The sequence below is a fragment of the Pseudomonas sp. DSV-1 genome (assembly GCF_035830915.1).
Lineage (GTDB): Bacteria > Pseudomonadota > Gammaproteobacteria > Pseudomonadales > Pseudomonadaceae > Aquipseudomonas.
On sequence record NZ_JAYMYG010000001.1, the window covers coordinates 3,155,674 to 3,171,909 of the forward strand.

The 16,236-nt window shown below is 60.3% G+C and carries 13 protein-coding genes; 4 read left to right on the forward strand and 9 right to left on the reverse strand.

All coding sequences use genetic code 11. From position 1 onward, the window contains the following. The first annotated feature begins 20 nt into the window (after window positions 1–20). Together VSQ83_RS14720 and VSQ83_RS14725 are read left to right on the forward strand one after the other, a co-directional pair. The gene (locus VSQ83_RS14720; protein ID WP_133077574.1) at window positions 21–1,292 is read left to right on the forward strand and encodes an OprD family porin; all 1,272 of its coding nucleotides are present in this window, start codon (window positions 21–23) and stop codon (window positions 1,290–1,292) included. Between the two features lie 92 nt (window positions 1,293–1,384). Continuing rightward, window positions 1,385–3,094 carry an amidase gene (locus VSQ83_RS14725; protein ID WP_326427105.1) on the forward strand — a complete coding sequence of 570 codons (1,710 nt, stop codon included), beginning with the start codon at window positions 1,385–1,387 and terminating at the stop codon, window positions 3,092–3,094. A gap of 565 nt (window positions 3,095–3,659) precedes the next feature. On the opposite strand, the gene VSQ83_RS14730 is transcribed toward VSQ83_RS14725, so the two are convergent. The 9 genes from VSQ83_RS14730 to VSQ83_RS14770 form a co-directional block, all read right to left on the reverse strand. Then, complete coding sequence (locus VSQ83_RS14730; protein ID WP_048351613.1) at window positions 3,660–4,043, reverse strand: RidA family protein; 384 nt, start codon at window positions 4,041–4,043, stop codon at window positions 3,660–3,662. Window positions 4,044–4,128: 85 nt separating this feature from the next. Beyond that, window positions 4,129–5,949, reverse strand: a complete 1,821-nt coding sequence (locus tag VSQ83_RS14735; protein WP_326427106.1) for a glycoside hydrolase family 28 protein — start codon at window positions 5,947–5,949, stop codon at window positions 4,129–4,131. A gap of 41 nt (window positions 5,950–5,990) precedes the next feature. Next, on the reverse strand, window positions 5,991–6,752 hold the full coding sequence (locus VSQ83_RS14740; RefSeq protein WP_326427107.1) for an ABC transporter ATP-binding protein: 762 nt from the start codon (window positions 6,750–6,752) through the stop codon (window positions 5,991–5,993). Between the two features lie 11 nt (window positions 6,753–6,763). Beyond that, window positions 6,764–7,603, reverse strand: a complete 840-nt coding sequence (locus VSQ83_RS14745) for an ABC transporter ATP-binding protein (protein WP_046808990.1) — start codon at window positions 7,601–7,603, stop codon at window positions 6,764–6,766. A gap of 26 nt (window positions 7,604–7,629) precedes the next feature. Continuing rightward, window positions 7,630–8,547 (reverse strand): ABC transporter permease, encoded by a 918-nt coding sequence (locus tag VSQ83_RS14750; RefSeq protein WP_019829296.1) that lies wholly within the window; start codon window positions 8,545–8,547, stop codon window positions 7,630–7,632. Window positions 8,548–8,624: 77 nt separating this feature from the next. Continuing rightward, complete coding sequence (locus VSQ83_RS14755) at window positions 8,625–10,235, reverse strand: ABC transporter substrate-binding protein (RefSeq protein ID WP_326427108.1); 1,611 nt, start codon at window positions 10,233–10,235, stop codon at window positions 8,625–8,627. A 44-nt stretch (window positions 10,236–10,279) separates the two neighbouring features. Continuing rightward, window positions 10,280–11,317, reverse strand: a complete 1,038-nt coding sequence (locus VSQ83_RS14760; RefSeq protein ID WP_019829288.1) for an ABC transporter permease — start codon at window positions 11,315–11,317, stop codon at window positions 10,280–10,282. Between the two features lie 63 nt (window positions 11,318–11,380). Next, a complete protein-coding gene (locus VSQ83_RS14765; protein ID WP_219261194.1) occupies window positions 11,381–12,991 on the reverse strand; it encodes an ABC transporter substrate-binding protein in 1,611 nt (536 codons plus the stop codon). Between the two features lie 72 nt (window positions 12,992–13,063). Continuing rightward, the gene (locus VSQ83_RS14770) at window positions 13,064–14,218 is read right to left on the reverse strand and encodes a mandelate racemase family protein (protein WP_133077568.1); all 1,155 of its coding nucleotides are present in this window, start codon (window positions 14,216–14,218) and stop codon (window positions 13,064–13,066) included. 370 nt (window positions 14,219–14,588) lie between these two features. Here VSQ83_RS14770 and VSQ83_RS14775 point away from each other — a divergent pair, with 370 nt between their 5' ends. Continuing rightward, entirely contained in the window at window positions 14,589–15,314 is a 726-nt protein-coding gene (locus VSQ83_RS14775; RefSeq protein ID WP_133077567.1) for an oligogalacturonate-specific porin KdgM family protein, read from the forward strand. Between the two features lie 87 nt (window positions 15,315–15,401). Then, window positions 15,402–16,226, forward strand: a complete 825-nt coding sequence (locus VSQ83_RS14780; RefSeq protein ID WP_326397730.1) for an NAD-dependent epimerase/dehydratase family protein — start codon at window positions 15,402–15,404, stop codon at window positions 16,224–16,226. Window positions 16,227–16,236 lie beyond the last annotated feature (10 nt).

A 16,236-nucleotide genomic window follows, 5' to 3' on the forward strand; every position in this document is an offset into this window, starting at 1 on the left:
ACAATAAAAGTGAACCTGCCATGCTCAAGACTGTTCTTCGGGCGCTCAGCGCCTGCACCTGCGTTTTATCCATGGGGCCTGCGTTGGCCAGCGGCTTTGTCGATGACAGCCACGCTGACCTGGTGATGCGCAACTATTACTTCGATCGCAACTACGTCAATGCAACGCCCCAGGCCGCTGCCCGGGAATGGGCACAGGGGTTTATCCTCAACCTGCGCTCGGGCTACACCGAAGGTCCGGTCGGGTTTGGCCTGGACGCCCAGGGCTTGCTCGGTGTGCGCCTGGACTCCTCACGCGCACGCACCGGCACCGGCCTGCTGCCCTACAACGCCACCACCCGCGAACCTGCCGATGAGTACTCGGAACTGGGGCTGACAGCCAAGGCCCGCGTCTCGAAAAGCGAGCTGCAACTGGGCACCATCAGCACCTTTTTGCCGATCGCATTCGCCAGCCCTACCCGCCTGCTGCCGCAAACGTTTCGCGGTGCGTATCTGAAGTCCCAGGAAATTGATCAACTGACGCTGCACGTCGGCTGGCTGGACCGCATCAACCTGCGCGACTCAACCGACTACCAGAAAATGTCGGTCGGTTCCCCCAATGGCCGCTTCAATGGTGCTGCCGAGTCGAACCGCTTCATGTTTATCGGCGGTGACTACGCCTGGTCACCGCACCTGACCCTCAAGTACTACCACGCTGAACTGGCGCAGCTGTACCGCAAGGATTTTTACGGCTTTGTCGACAATCGCCCGATGGGCCCCGGCAGCCTGAAAAGTGATTTTCGTTTGTTTATCACTGGCGAAGACGGCGCAGCCAAAGCCGGGACGGTGGACAACCGCAATGCGGCACTGATGCTGACCTACAGCCTGGGCGCCCATAAATTTGGCGCCGGTTACATGCAACTGACCGGCAAGACCGGCATGCCGTATCTGTTTGGCACCGAACCGCTGGTGATCACCGAAGGCACCCTGAGTTCGGAGTTCCTCAACCCCAAGGAACGCAGCTGGCAGGTGCGCTATGACTACAACTTTGCCGGGATGGGCGCGCCGGGCCTCAACGGCATGCTGCGCTACGTGAGTGGCGACAATATCGAGCTGGCCCGGTTCGGCGGTTCGAACCTGAGCGAGAGCGAAAAGGACATCGAGGTCTCTTACGTGCTGCAGAGCGGACCGCTCAAGGACCTCTCCCTGCGGTTGCGCAACGCCTGGTACCGCAACGATTTCACGGCACAGGCCAGCCACCGGGATGACAACGAGTTGCGGGTCAATATCGATTACACCTGGAAGCTGTGGTGACGATTTACGACAACAAATGCGACATGGGCTGGCTGAGCAGGCAGGACTTTAGATAAGCTCTGCCACCCCCATCAGCAACCAGCGGTAAGCGCATGATTGAAGTCACCGAGGTTTCCATAGCCCAACTGCGCGCCGCGCTCGAATCCGGCCAAACCACGGCGGTCGAACTGGTGCAGGCCTATCTCGCACGGATCGACGCCTACGACACCCCGAACACTCCCACCGCACTCAATGCGGTGGTAGTGCGCAACCCGCAGGTGCTGACCGAGGCCCGGGCATCCGATGCCCGCCGGGCCAAAGGCCAGACCCTTGGCCCGCTGGATGGCATCCCTTACACCGCCAAGGACAGTTACCTGGTCAAGGGCCTGACGGCGGCGTCGGGCAGCCCGGCCTTCAAGGACCTGGTGGCGTACCGCGATGCGTTCACCATTGAACGCCTGCGCGGCGCCGGTGCCATCTGCCTGGGCAAGACCAACATGCCGCCCATGGCCAACGGCGGGATGCAACGCGGTGTTTATGGCCGCGCCGAAAGCCCGTACAACGCTGACTACCTCACGGCCCCCTTCGCTTCCGGCTCGTCCAACGGCGCAGGCACTGCCACGGCGGCCAGCTTCTCGGCATTCGGCCTGGCAGAAGAAACCTGGTCGAGCGGACGCGGCCCGGCTTCCAACAATGGTTTGTGTGCCTACACCCCGTCACGGGGTGTGATCTCGGTGCGCGGCAACTGGCCACTGACACCGACCATGGACGTGGTGGTGCCGTTTGCCCGAACCATGGGTGATCTTCTGGAAGTGCTCGATGTGGTGGTGGCTGAAGACCCGGACACCCGCGGCGATTTGTGGCGCCTGCAACCCTGGGTGTCCATCCCGAGTGTCGCTTCGGTGCGCCCGGCTTCATATGCCGAGCTCAATGCCAATGGCGCCGCACTGGCGGGCAAGCGCTTTGGTGTGCCGCGCATGTACATCAATGCCGACCCTGAGGCCGGCACCAGCGAGTCACCGGGTATCGGCGGCCCTACGGGGCAGCGCATCATCACCCGCGCCTCGGTCATTGATCTGTGGCAAGCCGCGCGCAAGGCCATCGAAGCCCAGGGCGGAGAAGTGATCGAAGTCGACTTCCCGCTGGTATCCAACTGCGAGGGCGACCGCCCTGGTGCCCCGACAGTGTTTACCCGTGGGCTGGTGTCCAAAGCGTTTTTGCATGATGAGTTGTGGGAGTTGTCGGCCTGGGCGTTTGACGACTTCCTGCGGGCCAACGGCGATCCAAAACTGAACCGGTTGGCCGATGTCGATGGCCCGCAGATTTTCCCTCACGACCCGGGCACCCTGCCCAATCGCGAAGACGAACTGGCGGCGGGCATGGACGAATACGTGCGCATGGCCGAGCGCGGGATTACCCCGTGGGACCAGATCAGCACCGTTCCGGACGGCCTGCGCGGTCTTGAGCAGACACGTCGAATCGACCTGGAAGACTGGATGGACCGGTTGGGGCTCGATGCCGTGCTGTTCCCGACCGTGGCCGACGTGGGTCCGGCGGATGCGGATGTCAATCCGGCCTCGGCGGACATCGCCTGGAGCAATGGCGTGTGGGTGGCCAACGGCAACCTGGCGATTCGGCATTTGGGCGTGCCTACGGTCACGGTGCCAATGGGCGTAATGGCGGATATCGGCATGCCGGTGGGGCTGACCTTTGCGGGCCGTGCGTATGACGATTCGGCGTTACTGCGTTTTGCTTCGGCGTTTGAGGCTACGGGCTCCAAGCGAGTGATCCCGCCGCGTACACCGCCGTTGTCGGGTCGTTAACTGGAGGATCTCGTCAGCGGTCGTAAATCCGGAATACGCGGTATGCCTGATTAACCGTGGATGCTGATCTTACGACTGCTTCGCAGCCGATCGCAGCCTCGCACGGCTCGTCAGCGACTACAGTTCGCCATCTACCCTTGTAGTCGCTGACGAGTAGAACGAGGCTGCGATCGATCGCGAAGCGGTCGCAAATCCGGTAAACGCGGCATGCCTGATTAACCGTGAACGCTGATCTTACGACTGCTGCACAGCCGATCGCAGCCTCGCACGGCTCGTCAGCGACTACAGTTCGCCATCTACCCTTGTAGTCGCTGACGAGTAGAACGAGGCTGCGATCGATCGCGAAGCGGTCGCAAAACCGGTAAACGCGGTAAGCCTGATTAACCGTGGAAGCTGATCTTACGACTGCTTCGCAGCCGATCGCAGCCTCGCACGGCTCGTCAGCGACTACAGTTCGCCACCTACCTCTTGTAGTCGCTGACGAGTAGAACGAGGCTGCGATCGATCGCGAAGCGGTCGCAAATCCGGTACACGCAGTATGCCTGGTTAACCGTGAACGCTGATCTTACGACTGCTTCGCAGCCATCGCCGTCACTTCTACCCGCATCCCTTCAACCGCCAACGAGGCCACTCCCACCGCCGCACGCACCGGCCACGGCTTGGCAAAAAACCGTTTGTACACTTCGTTAAACGCTGCACGATCAGCCATGTCGGTCAGGTAGATAGTCAGGTGCAACACCCGGTCCATCGAACTGCCCGCCTTCTCCAGCGCTACCTTGAGCGCCTGCAGCGTGCATTCGCTCTGCTCGACAATCCCGCCCAGCTCAAGGCTGCCGTCAGCACGGGTCGGGATCTGGGTGGACATCAGGATGCCGCCGAAACCGGCAACATCCGATGAGATGGAGTCAGCATCAGGATCGGGAACAAACGTCAGGTCGTGATTACTCATGGGAGTCTCTTGTTTGAGTCAAACAAGGATTGTCGCGTGTGCCAGCACCGCCGACAACCCTTGCCAGGATCACACTCCCCCGACGCTACAACGGCCCGGGCTCCACACCCTTGAAGCTCAACCCCTGGCTGTCGCTCACTTGCCAGGGATTGGTCCCGCCCGTATCGGTAAACACCACCTCTGCAAACTGCGAGTCTTTCAAGCCGTCAATCCGCGCTTTGGCCGGGCCGCTGAAACGCACTCGCTCGAAGACCAACCCTTGGTGGTAAGCGTTGTTTTTACTGTCGCCCTTGACCTCGATAGCCGCTCCCCGGGCGTTCTCGACACTCACGTCGGTGACGCGAATATCCCGGAACTGCCCCGGCACCGTCGAGCGCCGGTAGTCGAGCTTGGCATTCGGGTCGTTGTAGTCGAGGGTGAAAATAAACGCCTGCTTGACGGTGTTGCGAATCGCAGAATCGCGGAAGGTGACGTTGCGCGCACCGCCATCCATAAAGTTGGTGCTCTTCATGCGCAGCCCCGCATCGGTGCCGTCCGAGACGTTGTCTTCTGCAAGGATGTTTTGAATCCAGGCGCCGGTATGGCTGCCCGCAACGACCATGCCGTGGCCCTTGCGGAAGAAGTTGTTGAAGATCCAGGCATCTTCCTGGGGCTTCTGATGCACCGCATCGGCCCCGGTGCCCGCGGCGAAGTTGACGCAGTCATCACCGGTGTCGAAAAAGTTGTTGAACACCATGGCGCCCTTGCTGTTCGCAAATTCGATGCCATCGCCATTGTTGGCGTCGTAGGTCTTGTGCGTGGTGTTGGCCAGCACCACGTTTTCGGTCTCCAGGTTCATGATCCCGTGGTAGGCCGGATTGAGCACGGTGAAGCCGCCATAAAACACATTCTTCACGTCACGCAAAGTGATCAATGAGGAACGCATCTGCCCATACGCATCCTTGACGTTCATGCCGCGAGCAACGGCTTGCTCCACCTGGGCCTTGGCCAAAACGCCGTCCAGCATGTAGCGGGTGTTATCGCTGGGCAGGTAGAACGGCAGCGCCTGACCCGTCTCGTCCTGCACATCGGCCTGGCGCTTCCAGCCATTGCCGTCAATGGTCCCCGGGCCGACGATGCGAATATTTTCGAAGCGCTGGTGCTGCTTCGGATCTCTGGGCAACGCGTTGATCAAGGACGCCGGCCGCACAGTGGTGGAATACGGATACTGGATATAACCCGCCAGCGGATAGTCTTCGGCCCGCTCGGAGCCCAGCAACGTGGCGCCTTCAGCCATTTGCAGGGTCATGTTGCTCTTGAGGTAAAGCGCCCCGCTTTTGTAGATGCCCTTGGGCAGCAGCACTTTGCAGCCGACGGTACAGGCGTCGATGGCGCTCTGGATGGCCTGCGTATCGAGGCTGCTGCCGTCACCCCTGGCGCCGTACTGCATGACGTCAAAGACCACAGGCACAGGGGTGGTGCGTTGCTCCACGGCCGGGCTGTCGACCGATTCCTGGCCATCAGCCCCTACCGAACGCACGGTAAAACGGTACGGGGTGTCCGGCTTGAGGCCCTGTGCGGTGTAGCTGTGGATGCCGATGCGGTGGTGAAAGTTGGCCTTGTCCTGCTCGTAGAAGCGGTTGATGTAAGGCTTGGCGGGCGACACCCGGTCATTGTTGGCGTTGCTGCTGCCCAGCAGCACGCCGTTGGCGTAAACCCGGTAATCCTTGACGGCAGCATGGTCTGCCGGTTTTTCCCAGACCAGAATGATCTCCTGATCATCAAAGGCCAGGGTCGGCACTTGCACCTTCACTGGCGCCTGCAACGCGGCCCACAGCGGCAGGCTGAACCCCAGCGCCAGGGTGGCCACCGCCGACCGGGTCAGCACCCGCCTGGGTAAAGCAGTCGTCGTGTTTTGATCCAACATATTGTCTTCCTTATTGTTGTGAATCGTCACGCCAGAGCCGTTTAAGCCGATGCCTGACTGAAATCGCGACTGGCCTGCACCAGCATTTGGGTATAGGCATGGACCGCCGAGTCCTGACTCAGGGCCTTGCTGTCCAGCAGTTCAACGATTTTGCCCTGCTGCATCACGGCCACCCGATCACACAGGTGCGTCACCACCCCCAGGTCGTGAGTCACCATCAAGTACGTGAGCTTTTCCTGCTCACGCAGGTCCGTGAGCAGGTTGAGGATTTCGGCTTGCACCGAAACATCCAGGGCCGAGGTCGGCTCATCCAGCAGCAGCACCCGTGGCTCCAGAATCAGGGCCCGGGCAATGGCCACCCGCTGACGCTGACCACCGGACAGTTGATGGGGATAGCGATAACGGAAACTGTCATTCAGACCGACCTTGAGCAGGATTTCATTGATCCGGTCATCCTTGTCCCCTACCCCGTGAATGATCAGCGGCTCGCGCAGGGCGGTGTCAATGGTGTGGCGCGGATGCAGGGAGCCGTAGGGGTCCTGGAAGACCATCTGCACCTTGCGAAAATGCTCCTTGGACAGTTTGTGCTGCAACGGCACGCCAGCAATGCTCAGCTCGCCACTCCAGTGCCGGTACTGGCCGGCCAGGCAGCGCAGGACCGTGGTCTTGCCCGAGCCGGACTCCCCCACCAGACCAAAGGATTCGCCATCGGCGACACTCAGATTGACATCCTGCAACACGTGGTTATGAGCCGCGCCTGCACCAAAGCTCAGGTTCAGCGAACGGGCTTGAATCATGGACATGACGGGTTTCCTCAGTGGGTCAGCCAAAGCGGGTCACGCTGCAGCACCGGCAGGCGCACACGGCGATTATCCATACTGGGCAGCGCAGCCAGCAGGCCACGGGTATAGGGGTGCTGGGCATTTTGCAGGTCGCAGGCAGCAAGAGACTCCACCACCCGCCCGGCATACATCACCAGCACACGGTCGCAGTAGTTGCGCACCAGATTCAGGTCGTGGCTGACAAAGATCAGTCCCATCTCCTGCTCCTCGACCAACTCCTCGAGCACGCTGAGTACCTGCTGGCGAACGGAAACATCAAGGGCGGAAGTCGGCTCGTCGGCGATGATCACTTCCGGTCGCGTGATGACCATCATCGCGATCATGATGCGTTGCCCCATGCCCCCGGACACTTCGTGGGGGTACAGGCCGTAGACCCTTTTTGGATCACGGATATGCACTTTTTCGAGCATTTCCATGACCCGTTCCCGGGCCTCGCTGCGGCTGGCCTTGTGATGGGCCAGGTAGGCTTCAGCGATCTGGTCGCCGACTTTGACCACCGGGTTCAACGAGTACTTGGGGTCTTGCATGACCATGGAAATGCGCTGCCCGCGAATCTTCTGCATGGCCTTTTCACTGGCACTGAGCAGATCGACTTCGCAGAATTGCAGGGTGTTGGCGGTGATCCGGGTGCTGCTCGGGTGCAACTTGAGCAGGCTGCGCCCGACCGTCGACTTGCCCGAACCGGACTCGCCGACAATGGCCAGCTTTTCCCGACCCAGGGTGAAGGACACATCGCGCACGGCATGGGTTTCTTTCTGGCCGTTGACGAAGCGCACATTGAGCCCTTCGACGACCAGTTTATGGGTGGACACGGTATTCGCAGACATAGGGCCTCCAGTTACTCGCTACGCGGATCGAGAATGTCCCGCAGGCCATCGCCCAACAGGTTGAATGCCAGGCTGACCAGCATGATCGCGGCCCCTGGAACTGCGACCAGCCACCAGCACTCGAGCATGTAGCGCCGACCCGTGGAGATCATCGCGCCCCACTCCGGCGACGGCGCCTGGGCCCCAAGCCCAAGGAAACCCAGGGCGGCGGCCGTGAGGATGATCCCGGCCATGTTCATGGTCAGGCGGATGATCACCGACGACAGGCACATCGGCACGATGTGACGCAGGATGATCCGCGCAGGCGAGGCGCCTTGCAGCTCGACGGCGACCACAAAGTCGGCCTTGCGCAAGGACAGGGTTTCAGCCCGCGCCAGCCGTGCGATAGGCGGCCAGGACGTCAGTGCAATAGCGACCACCGCGTGCTCCAGGCCAGGGCCCAGTGCCGCGATAAAGGCCAGTGCCAGTACCAGGCTTGGAAAGGAGATGAATATATCGGTCAGGCGCATGAACACCGTGTCGACGATGCCACCGAAATAACCGGAGACGGTGCCGATAAACAGGCCGATAGGCCCGACGATCACCGTCACCAGGGTGATGATGTACAGGGTGATGCGCGAGCCGTAGACAAGCCGGCTGAACACATCGCGGCCGTATTCATCGGTGCCGAACCAGTGGGCGGCACCCGGCGGCTGCAGGGCGTCGGCCAGGTTCTGCGCGACGGGGTCATGGGTGGCAATCCAGGGTGCGAACGTCGCCACCACAATCAGCAAGAGTGCGACCAGCAGCCCGGCCAGTGTCATGGGGTTGCGCAGCAGATGGCGCAGCACCCGCAGACCGTTCTTGCACAGGGCATCGAAGCTGGATGCCGGAGCATGGTGCAACGGCTGTTTGAGGCTGGAATCGGTAGAAGACATGGTGGGAATCATCGGCATGTTCTCGGATTGAAATCAGGTTCACCGGATACGCCCGCAGGCGCGTCCGGCAGCACTTCGCGGGTGAACACTCAGCGTTCCTTGTAGACCCCCAGATAACGGGTGGCCTCGGCGTCATCACCCGTAAACCCCTTGATATCGGAAGCGCTCACGACGGTGTCGGTCATCTGCGAAATCATCATGATCGGGCCCACTTCCTGGTCGTAGAGGTTCTGCGCCTGGTGGTACAGGCTCACCCGCTGGCTGGCGTCACGCTCCACCCCGGCCTTGTCGATCAGGCCATTGATCTGCGGGCTGAAAAACGAAGCACGCCAGCCCTGGAAATTCGGCAAGCCTGCGTCATCGCTGTTGTCGGGGTTGTAGACGAAGGTGCGCAAGCTGAAGTACGGATGCGGGTAACGCTCGGCGCCACGGGCGACGATGATGTCGAAGTTGCGCGCACGCATCGCGCCATACACCTGGTTGCCCGTACCGGTGACGATGCTGGCGTTGATCCCGCCTTCGGCCAGGGTTGATTGCAGGCGCGCAGCGATGTCAATAAAGGGTGGCTCGGACAAGGTGCGGATCGTGGTGGTGAAACCCTGGGGATACCCGGCTTCGGCCAGCAGTTTTTTCGCCGCCGCCACGTCCATGTGATACCCCGGATCCGGCAAGCGTGCTTCCAGGCTCAGTTGCATCGGTTGCTGGTTGAGCTTGCCGTAGTAAGGCATCACCTGCTCATCCAGGCCCTTGTAGTCGATGAGGTTGCGCACCGCTTCGCGGACCTTGGGTTTGGCAAACTCGGGCTGCTTCATGCTCATGGCCACGTAGTACATGGTGCCCCGGGGTAACGATTGCACCTGAAGCTTCGGTGAACCGTCGATGGCGCGAATGTCCGGCGCCGCCATGCCGTAGGCCAGGTCCAGATCCCCACGCTCAAGCATCAGGCGCAAGGACTGGGACTCGGTCATGTGCCGCACCACCACACGCTTGAGCTTGGCCGCGCCACCCCAGTAACCATCGAAGCGGGTCAACAACAGGGAGTCATTGGCGCTCCACTTGGTCAGCACGAAAGGCCCGCTGCCCGCTTCGTTGGTCACCAGCCAGCCTGCGCCCAGATCACCGTTCTTTTCATGGGCCAGGGCAGTCACGCGGTCCACCACCACGGCACTGGGCGAGATCGCCAGGGAGTCCACCAGCAGTTGCGGGTCCATGACCTGCGGCAGATCAATGACCAGGGTGTGGGCATCCGTGGCACGGATCAGCGACTGGATGTTGTCGACGTTGTAGCCGTAAGCCTTCCAGGTCGTGGCCAGGCCAAAGTTGAGTTTCATCACCCGGTACAGCGACCAGGCCACATCTTCGGCGGTCAGGGGATTGCCGGAGTGGAACTTCACGTCCTGACGCAAATGAAAGGTCACCTGCTTGCCATCTTCACTGACCTCCCAGCGCTCGGCCAATTGCGGCACGTGACGCTCGGGGTTGCCCTGGTCACGCTTGATCAGGGTGTCGTAGAGGTTGGCATTGACGCCCGAGGCGTCAAGGCCGGGCGCATTGGCCGGATCGATGGAGAACAGATTGACCATGCTCATGCCCACAATCAGCTGGTCGGTCGGGGTCTTGGCATTGACCGCGCCCGTCGCGCCCAACGCCAGAACAGCCGCCAGCAGACTCATATGCACTGTCGAAAATGCAGTCTTCATTCAAAATTCCTTCTTCTTATAGTTATTAAGGGGCTGACGTCGGATTAGCGGGTGCGCGGATCAAACACCTTGTACAAGGCATCACTGATCAGGTTGAGCGCGACGAAGATCAAGCCGATCACCAGTACACATCCCATCACGGCATTCATGTCGCCGAGCATCAGGCTGCTGGTCAGGTACTGGCCGAAACCGGGCCAGGCAAACACCATCTCGATCAATACCGCGCCTTCAAGCAGCGAGCCGTAAGCCAGGGCCACGACCGTCAGCAGTTGCACCAGGATGTTGCGAAAGGCATGCCCCCAGACCACCTGGCGCCGGGACAGACCCTTGACCCGCGCCGTAATGATGTATTCCTGGGAGAGCTGTTCGAGCATGAAGCTGCGTGTCATGCGGCTGATGTAGGCCACCGAGTTGAGGCCCAGGATCAGTGCAGGCAACAGGATGTGGCGCATGGCGCTGGCAAACGCATCCCAGTCCCGGGCCAGGCTGGTGTCGATCAGCAACAGCCCGGTCACTTCAGGCACCATGCCGTCGTAGGCCAGGTCGATGCGCCCTGCCCCACCCGCCCATCCAAGCCAGGCGTAGAACACCAGGAGGCCCATCATGCCCAGCCAGAAGATCGGCGTGGAGTAACCGAACAGTGTGATGACCCGGGCAATATGGTCCCCCATGCGCCCCTGGTTACTGGCAGCGCAGACCCCCAGCGGCAACCCGATCAGGACCCCGAACAGGATCGCCAGCGTTGCCAGTTCGATGGTTGCCGGGAAGACCCGCAGGATGTCTTCAAGCACCGGATGACCGGTTAACAGCGCGTTACCGAAATTGCCGTGCAGCAGGTCATTGAGGTACAGGCCGAACTGGGTCCAGATCGGCTTGTCCAGGCCCATTGCCCGGTAGACCTGGTCATAGGTGGAACTGTCCGCGTCCGGCCCGACCACCGCCAGGACCGGGTCCAGCGGCATGACCCGGCCAATGACGAACGTCAGAGCCAGCAGGCCGAGCAAGGTCACCAGGACCGTGCTGACCCGCCGGGCGGCGTTGGAAGTACGTGCTCCCAACACAGAGGCTGTCGAAACAAACATAGTGAACTCCTGATCTATCGGGCACCGGTGCACCAAGGACGCGGGCGTTTACCCGCGCCACTTTCAGCGATTTTTGTAGACGTCTTTGTAGCGCGTGGTCGCCGCCGTATGGCCCTGGAAATCAACCACATCGCCGTACACCAGCACCGTGTCAGTCATCTGCGAGACAGGCAGGATGGCGCCGACCTGCTGGTCGAGCTGCTCCTGAATCTCGCGGTACTGAGCCAGTTGCCTGGCGGCATCGGGCTCCACTTCGGCGCTTTCGATCAGGGTGTTCAGTTCAGGGCTGTAGAACGATGTACGCCAGCCCTGGAAGTTGCTGAGCTTGGCTTCATCGCGGTTGTCGGGGTTGTAGACCAGCGTGCGCAGGCTGGAATGGGGATGGCGTTCAGCACCGCCGCCGCCACGGCCGACGATGATGTCAAAGGACCTGTCGCGCATGGCGCCATAAACCTGGTTGCCGGTGCCGGTGATGATGCTGGCCTCGATCCCGGCCTGGGCCAGGGTCGATTGAAGGCTGGAGGCGATGTTGATAAACGGCGGCTCGGTCAGTACCCGGATAGACGTCTTGAAGCCGTTGGGATAGCCCGCTTCGGCCAGGAGTTTCCTGGCTTGCTCGACGTTCAACTGGTAGCCCGGATCGGGCAGCCGTGCGGGAAGCCCCAAGGGCAAAGGCCGCTGATTGATCACGCCGTAGTGCGGCATCACGGTCTGGTTGATGCCCTGATAATCGATCAGCGAACGCACGGCCTGGCGAACCCGGGCATCGGCAAACATCGGCTGCTTCACGCTCAAGGCCACGTAGTAAAGCGTGCCGCGCTGCAGGCTCTGGGTACGAATATTGGGGTTTTTTTGCAGGGCCTGGATATCCGGAGCTGACATGCCTTTGGCGATATCCAGATCACCGCGCTCGATCATCAGCCGCAAGGACTGCGACTCGGTCATGTTGCGCATGACGATACGCTTGAGCTTGGCCGGGCCACCCCAATAGCCATCGAAACGGGTCATCAGAATCACGTCATTGGCGCGCCAGTCGTTGAGCACGAAGGCTCCGCTGCCAGCTGCGTGGGTCACCAGCCAGGCTGCGCCCATATCATTGTTCTTTTCGTGCTCCAGGACTTTTTTACGGTCCAGGATAAAGGCGCTGGGAGACGTCGCCAGCGTGTTGAGCACCAGCATCGGGTCGGTAGGCCGCGCCAGTTCAATCACAACGGTGTTGGGGTCAGTGGCGCGGATCAGGCGGTCAACGTTGTCGGCACTGAAACCGTATGCCTTCCAGGTCGAGGCCAGGGCCAGATTGAGTTTGAGTACCCGCTGCAGCGACCACACAACATCCTCGCTGCTTAAAGGATTGCCCGACTGGAACTTCACATCGGGGCGCAGGTTAAAGGTCAGCGTCTTGCGGTCATCGCTGACCTGCCAGCGTTCCGCCAGCGCGGGCAACAGGCGATCGGGCTGTGCCACGTCCTGCACCAGCAGCATGTCGTAGAGATTGGCATTGATCTCCGACACATCCAGGCCAGTGGCTGCCGCCGGATCCAGGGACAACAGGTTGATCATGCTCATGCCGACAATCAGCTGGTCGGCCGGGGTCTTGGCATAAGTCACAGGTACTGCAGTGACCGCCAGGGCCATCGCCAATACCCGCGCCCAAAGCAAAGGGGAAATGCTCATGGTGAGAGTGCCTTTCTTATAGTTATAGGGCGCTCGGACAACCCGGTTTTCACCGGGTTAGCCGGGTACACATCAGAAGCTTTTGAGCGTGTTGGTCTCGATGAAATCGAAATCGATTTCTTCGCCCAGCCCTGGCAAATCGGAGAGATGAACAAAGCCATCGCTGTCCATCGGATCCACCAGGCGCTTGAGATACGCGGGCACTTCGTCGTAATCCAGGTACGGGTGCAGCAACCCGCGCTCATACCAGGTGCAGTTCTTGATGGCCCCGACCACCGCCAGGTTGGCGGCACCGTTGCCGTGGATCTCGCAATCCATGCCGAACGACTCCGCCATGTGCGCAACCTTCAGGCACGGCGCAATACCACCGACCCCGGCCACGCCTGCGCGCAAAATATCGCACACGTCGTTCTTGACCCAACTGGCACGGCTCAGGTGCTTGCCGCCCAGGCTTTCCGGGCCCAGCACCGGAATATCCAATTGCCCCGCCAACCAGGCGTAGGACTCTGCCGAGTCTTCCATCATGGGTTCTTCAAACCAGGCGAAATTCAGTTTTTCCAGTTCGCGGCCGATGTACAGCGCGTCAGTGCGGCTGTACCAGTGATAACCATCGAGCATCAGGGCGATGTCCGGCCCCACTGCCTCACGCACGGCGGCGCAGGCTTTGACATCCATACTCGGGCTCGGGGCGAAGGACACCGGCGGCATCCAGGTGTGCAGCTTGATCGCCTTGTAGCCACGCTCGACCAGCGTCTGGGCAAACCGGCCGTAATCTTCTGGCGTCGCCAGACCACCCGGTAATTCATCACCGCACATGGTTGAGCCATACGCAGGCACCTTGTCGCGGAAACCACCAATGAGTTTGTGCACCGGCACGCCCAGCTTGCGGCCTGCCCAATCCCACAACGCCTGCTCGACCAGTGCCAGTGCGCGGTCGGTCAACTGGCTGGCGCTGCCACGTTGCCAGTGCGCCAGCTCATGCCAGATCTTTTCGCGATCAAATGCGTTTTGCCCCACCAGCACTTTGCGCACAAAGCCATCGAGCACATACGGCCTGATCAATTCGGGAGCACCGAAGGCATACCCCTCGTTGCCGTCTTCGGTCTGGATCCGCAGCAGCGCCATTTGGGCCTGGGCGACATCACCGGGATGGGCATGGCCGGCGCTGTCCACAGCGCGGCGAGTGGGATAGGAAAAAACCTGGACGTTGACTGCGGTAATTCTCATGGACGTGGTTCGCCTTTTTATTGGGTGTGTATCAGAGCAATCGCCTGTCGAAATGATCATAAGTCATCGTACAACGATTGAAAAGACACTGATAAACATCCTTTAAAAATGCACGCCGCCCCTGAAAATCGCACGAAAGCCCCAATTTACTGGGGCTTAAAGGACAACATCGAGATAACTCATCCAGCATGAAGGCTGCGTAAAACGCAGACATATGTAACAAGATGTTACTAAAGCACCTATAACCCATAGACTCGTTACATGTCGTACGATAACGTATGTCAGCGCGCAAAATTTGATCCAGCCGTAGCAACTGATTGGTAGTAGCCGTTTCAAACGAACCCCAAAAAAAACAATAAAAGAAGGCCGTATGAACAACCCTCTACGTACGCTCGTTACCGTCGCGACCCTGTGCCTGCCCTTCTACGTCAGTGCCGATTCCGCCAGCATCAATTACCGGCACCAGATGACTGAGGAAGACAGCGCCCACGCCGACAGAATCAAGCTGGGCTACCGCATGGACAGTGGTCTGGGCTTTGAAGCAGAAATGAAATACCGCACGGCTGGCGATCGCAAAGACGTCGCCTACGACAACATGGTCAACAACGGCCATGAGTTCACCGTCAGCTACAACTACAAGTTGAGCCCGCAATCGACGCTGACACCGGCTTTCCAGATGGACAGTTCGAAGGACTCGACCTCTTACAAGTTCGGCCTCAAGTACAACTACAAAATCAACGACACCTTCTACGTCGCGACGCGCTATCGCATCGACATGAAGAAACTGGACCGTGATCAGGTCAACAGCGACATGCCCGACAACCTCAAGGACAACCAGGACACCCACCGTATCGAAGGCTGGCTGGGCTACACCCCGGCCAGCAAGTGGGCGCTTGAGTACCAGGCCATCTACTTCAAGACCAACTACATCCGCTACGACAACGAGAAGAGCGATTACGAGCAGAACCTGATCGTCAAATACAAGATCAACAAGCAGTGGGCGCCGTTCATGGAGGTGGGTGACGTCAAGGTCAGCTCAACTTCCGACGACCGTCAGGCGCGCTGGCGTCTTGGGGTCCAATACAACTTCATGTAATGCCAGGCAGGCCTGGCGTTCGCGCATCGTGCGCCAGGCAAGCCCCTGTTACCCAGACCTGAATACCCATCGATGGATGACCTGACCATGACAACACCGCTTGCTTCGAATAAACCCTTCAACCGTATTTTGCTGACCGGTGCCGCGGGTGGCCTGGGCCAGATACTCAGGGACACCCTGCAGGCCCACGCCACCACCGTTCGCCTCTCGGACATCAGCCCAATGGCGCCTAGCCGTGGTGAACATGAGGAAGTCATCACCTGCAACCTGGCCGACAAGGCCGCCATTACGGCGCTTGCCAAGGATGTCGACACGATTGTTCATTTGGGCGGGATTTCAGTCGAACGCCCCTTTGAAGAAATTCTCGAGGCCAATATTCGCGGCACCTTTCACATTTACGAGGCCGCACGCATCCACGGGATCAAGCGGATCGTCTTTGCCAGTTCCAACCACGTGACGGGTTTCTATCCCCAGGACACGCCGCTGGATGCCCACTCCCAACGCCGTCCCGACGGCTATTACGCGCTGTCCAAGTCTTACGGTGAAGACATGGCAACCTTCTACTTGCACCGGTATGGCATCGAGACGGTGAGCCTGCGTATTGGTTCTTCGTTTACCGCGCCCCGCAATACCCGAATGCTGTCGACCTGGCTCAGCTACTCCGACCTTGAACACCTGGTAGAGCGCGCCTTGCTGGCACACGACGTCGGCCACAGTGTGGTCTACGGTGTTTCCGACAACAGGGATGTGTGGTGGAGCAACCGCCATGCCTCGCACCTGGGCTTTGCGCCGCAGGACACTTCAGAACCGTTTCGCCCACAGTTCGAACAACAGCCCGAACTGGCGGCTGATGACCCAAACCGGCTGTATCAGGGCGGGGCCTTTGCGGTCGCCGGGCCTTTCGGCGAGTGAAGCGCCAGCA

What these genes read in the sequence shown, in the direction of transcription:
- VSQ83_RS14720 (WP_133077574.1), top strand. Translation starts at nt 21, where the DNA reads ATGCTCAAGACTGTTCTTCGGGCGCTCAGCGCCTGCACCTGCGTTTTA.
- VSQ83_RS14725 (WP_326427105.1), top strand. Translation starts at nt 1,385, where the DNA reads ATGATTGAAGTCACCGAGGTTTCCATAGCCCAACTGCGCGCCGCGCTC.
- VSQ83_RS14730 (WP_048351613.1), bottom strand. Translation starts at nt 4,043, where the DNA reads ATGAGTAATCACGACCTGACGTTTGTTCCCGATCCTGATGCTGACTCC.
- VSQ83_RS14735 (WP_326427106.1), bottom strand. Translation starts at nt 5,949, where the DNA reads ATGTTGGATCAAAACACGACGACTGCTTTACCCAGGCGGGTGCTGACC.
- VSQ83_RS14740 (WP_326427107.1), bottom strand. Translation starts at nt 6,752, where the DNA reads ATGTCCATGATTCAAGCCCGTTCGCTGAACCTGAGCTTTGGTGCAGGC.
- VSQ83_RS14750 (WP_019829296.1), bottom strand. Translation starts at nt 8,547, where the DNA reads ATGATTCCCACCATGTCTTCTACCGATTCCAGCCTCAAACAGCCGTTG.
- VSQ83_RS14755 (WP_326427108.1), bottom strand. Translation starts at nt 10,235, where the DNA reads ATGAAGACTGCATTTTCGACAGTGCATATGAGTCTGCTGGCGGCTGTT.
- VSQ83_RS14760 (WP_019829288.1), bottom strand. Translation starts at nt 11,317, where the DNA reads ATGTTTGTTTCGACAGCCTCTGTGTTGGGAGCACGTACTTCCAACGCC.
- VSQ83_RS14765 (WP_219261194.1), bottom strand. Translation starts at nt 12,991, where the DNA reads ATGAGCATTTCCCCTTTGCTTTGGGCGCGGGTATTGGCGATGGCCCTG.
- VSQ83_RS14770 (WP_133077568.1), bottom strand. Translation starts at nt 14,218, where the DNA reads ATGAGAATTACCGCAGTCAACGTCCAGGTTTTTTCCTATCCCACTCGC.
- VSQ83_RS14775 (WP_133077567.1), top strand. Translation starts at nt 14,589, where the DNA reads ATGAACAACCCTCTACGTACGCTCGTTACCGTCGCGACCCTGTGCCTG.
- VSQ83_RS14780 (WP_326397730.1), top strand. Translation starts at nt 15,402, where the DNA reads ATGACAACACCGCTTGCTTCGAATAAACCCTTCAACCGTATTTTGCTG.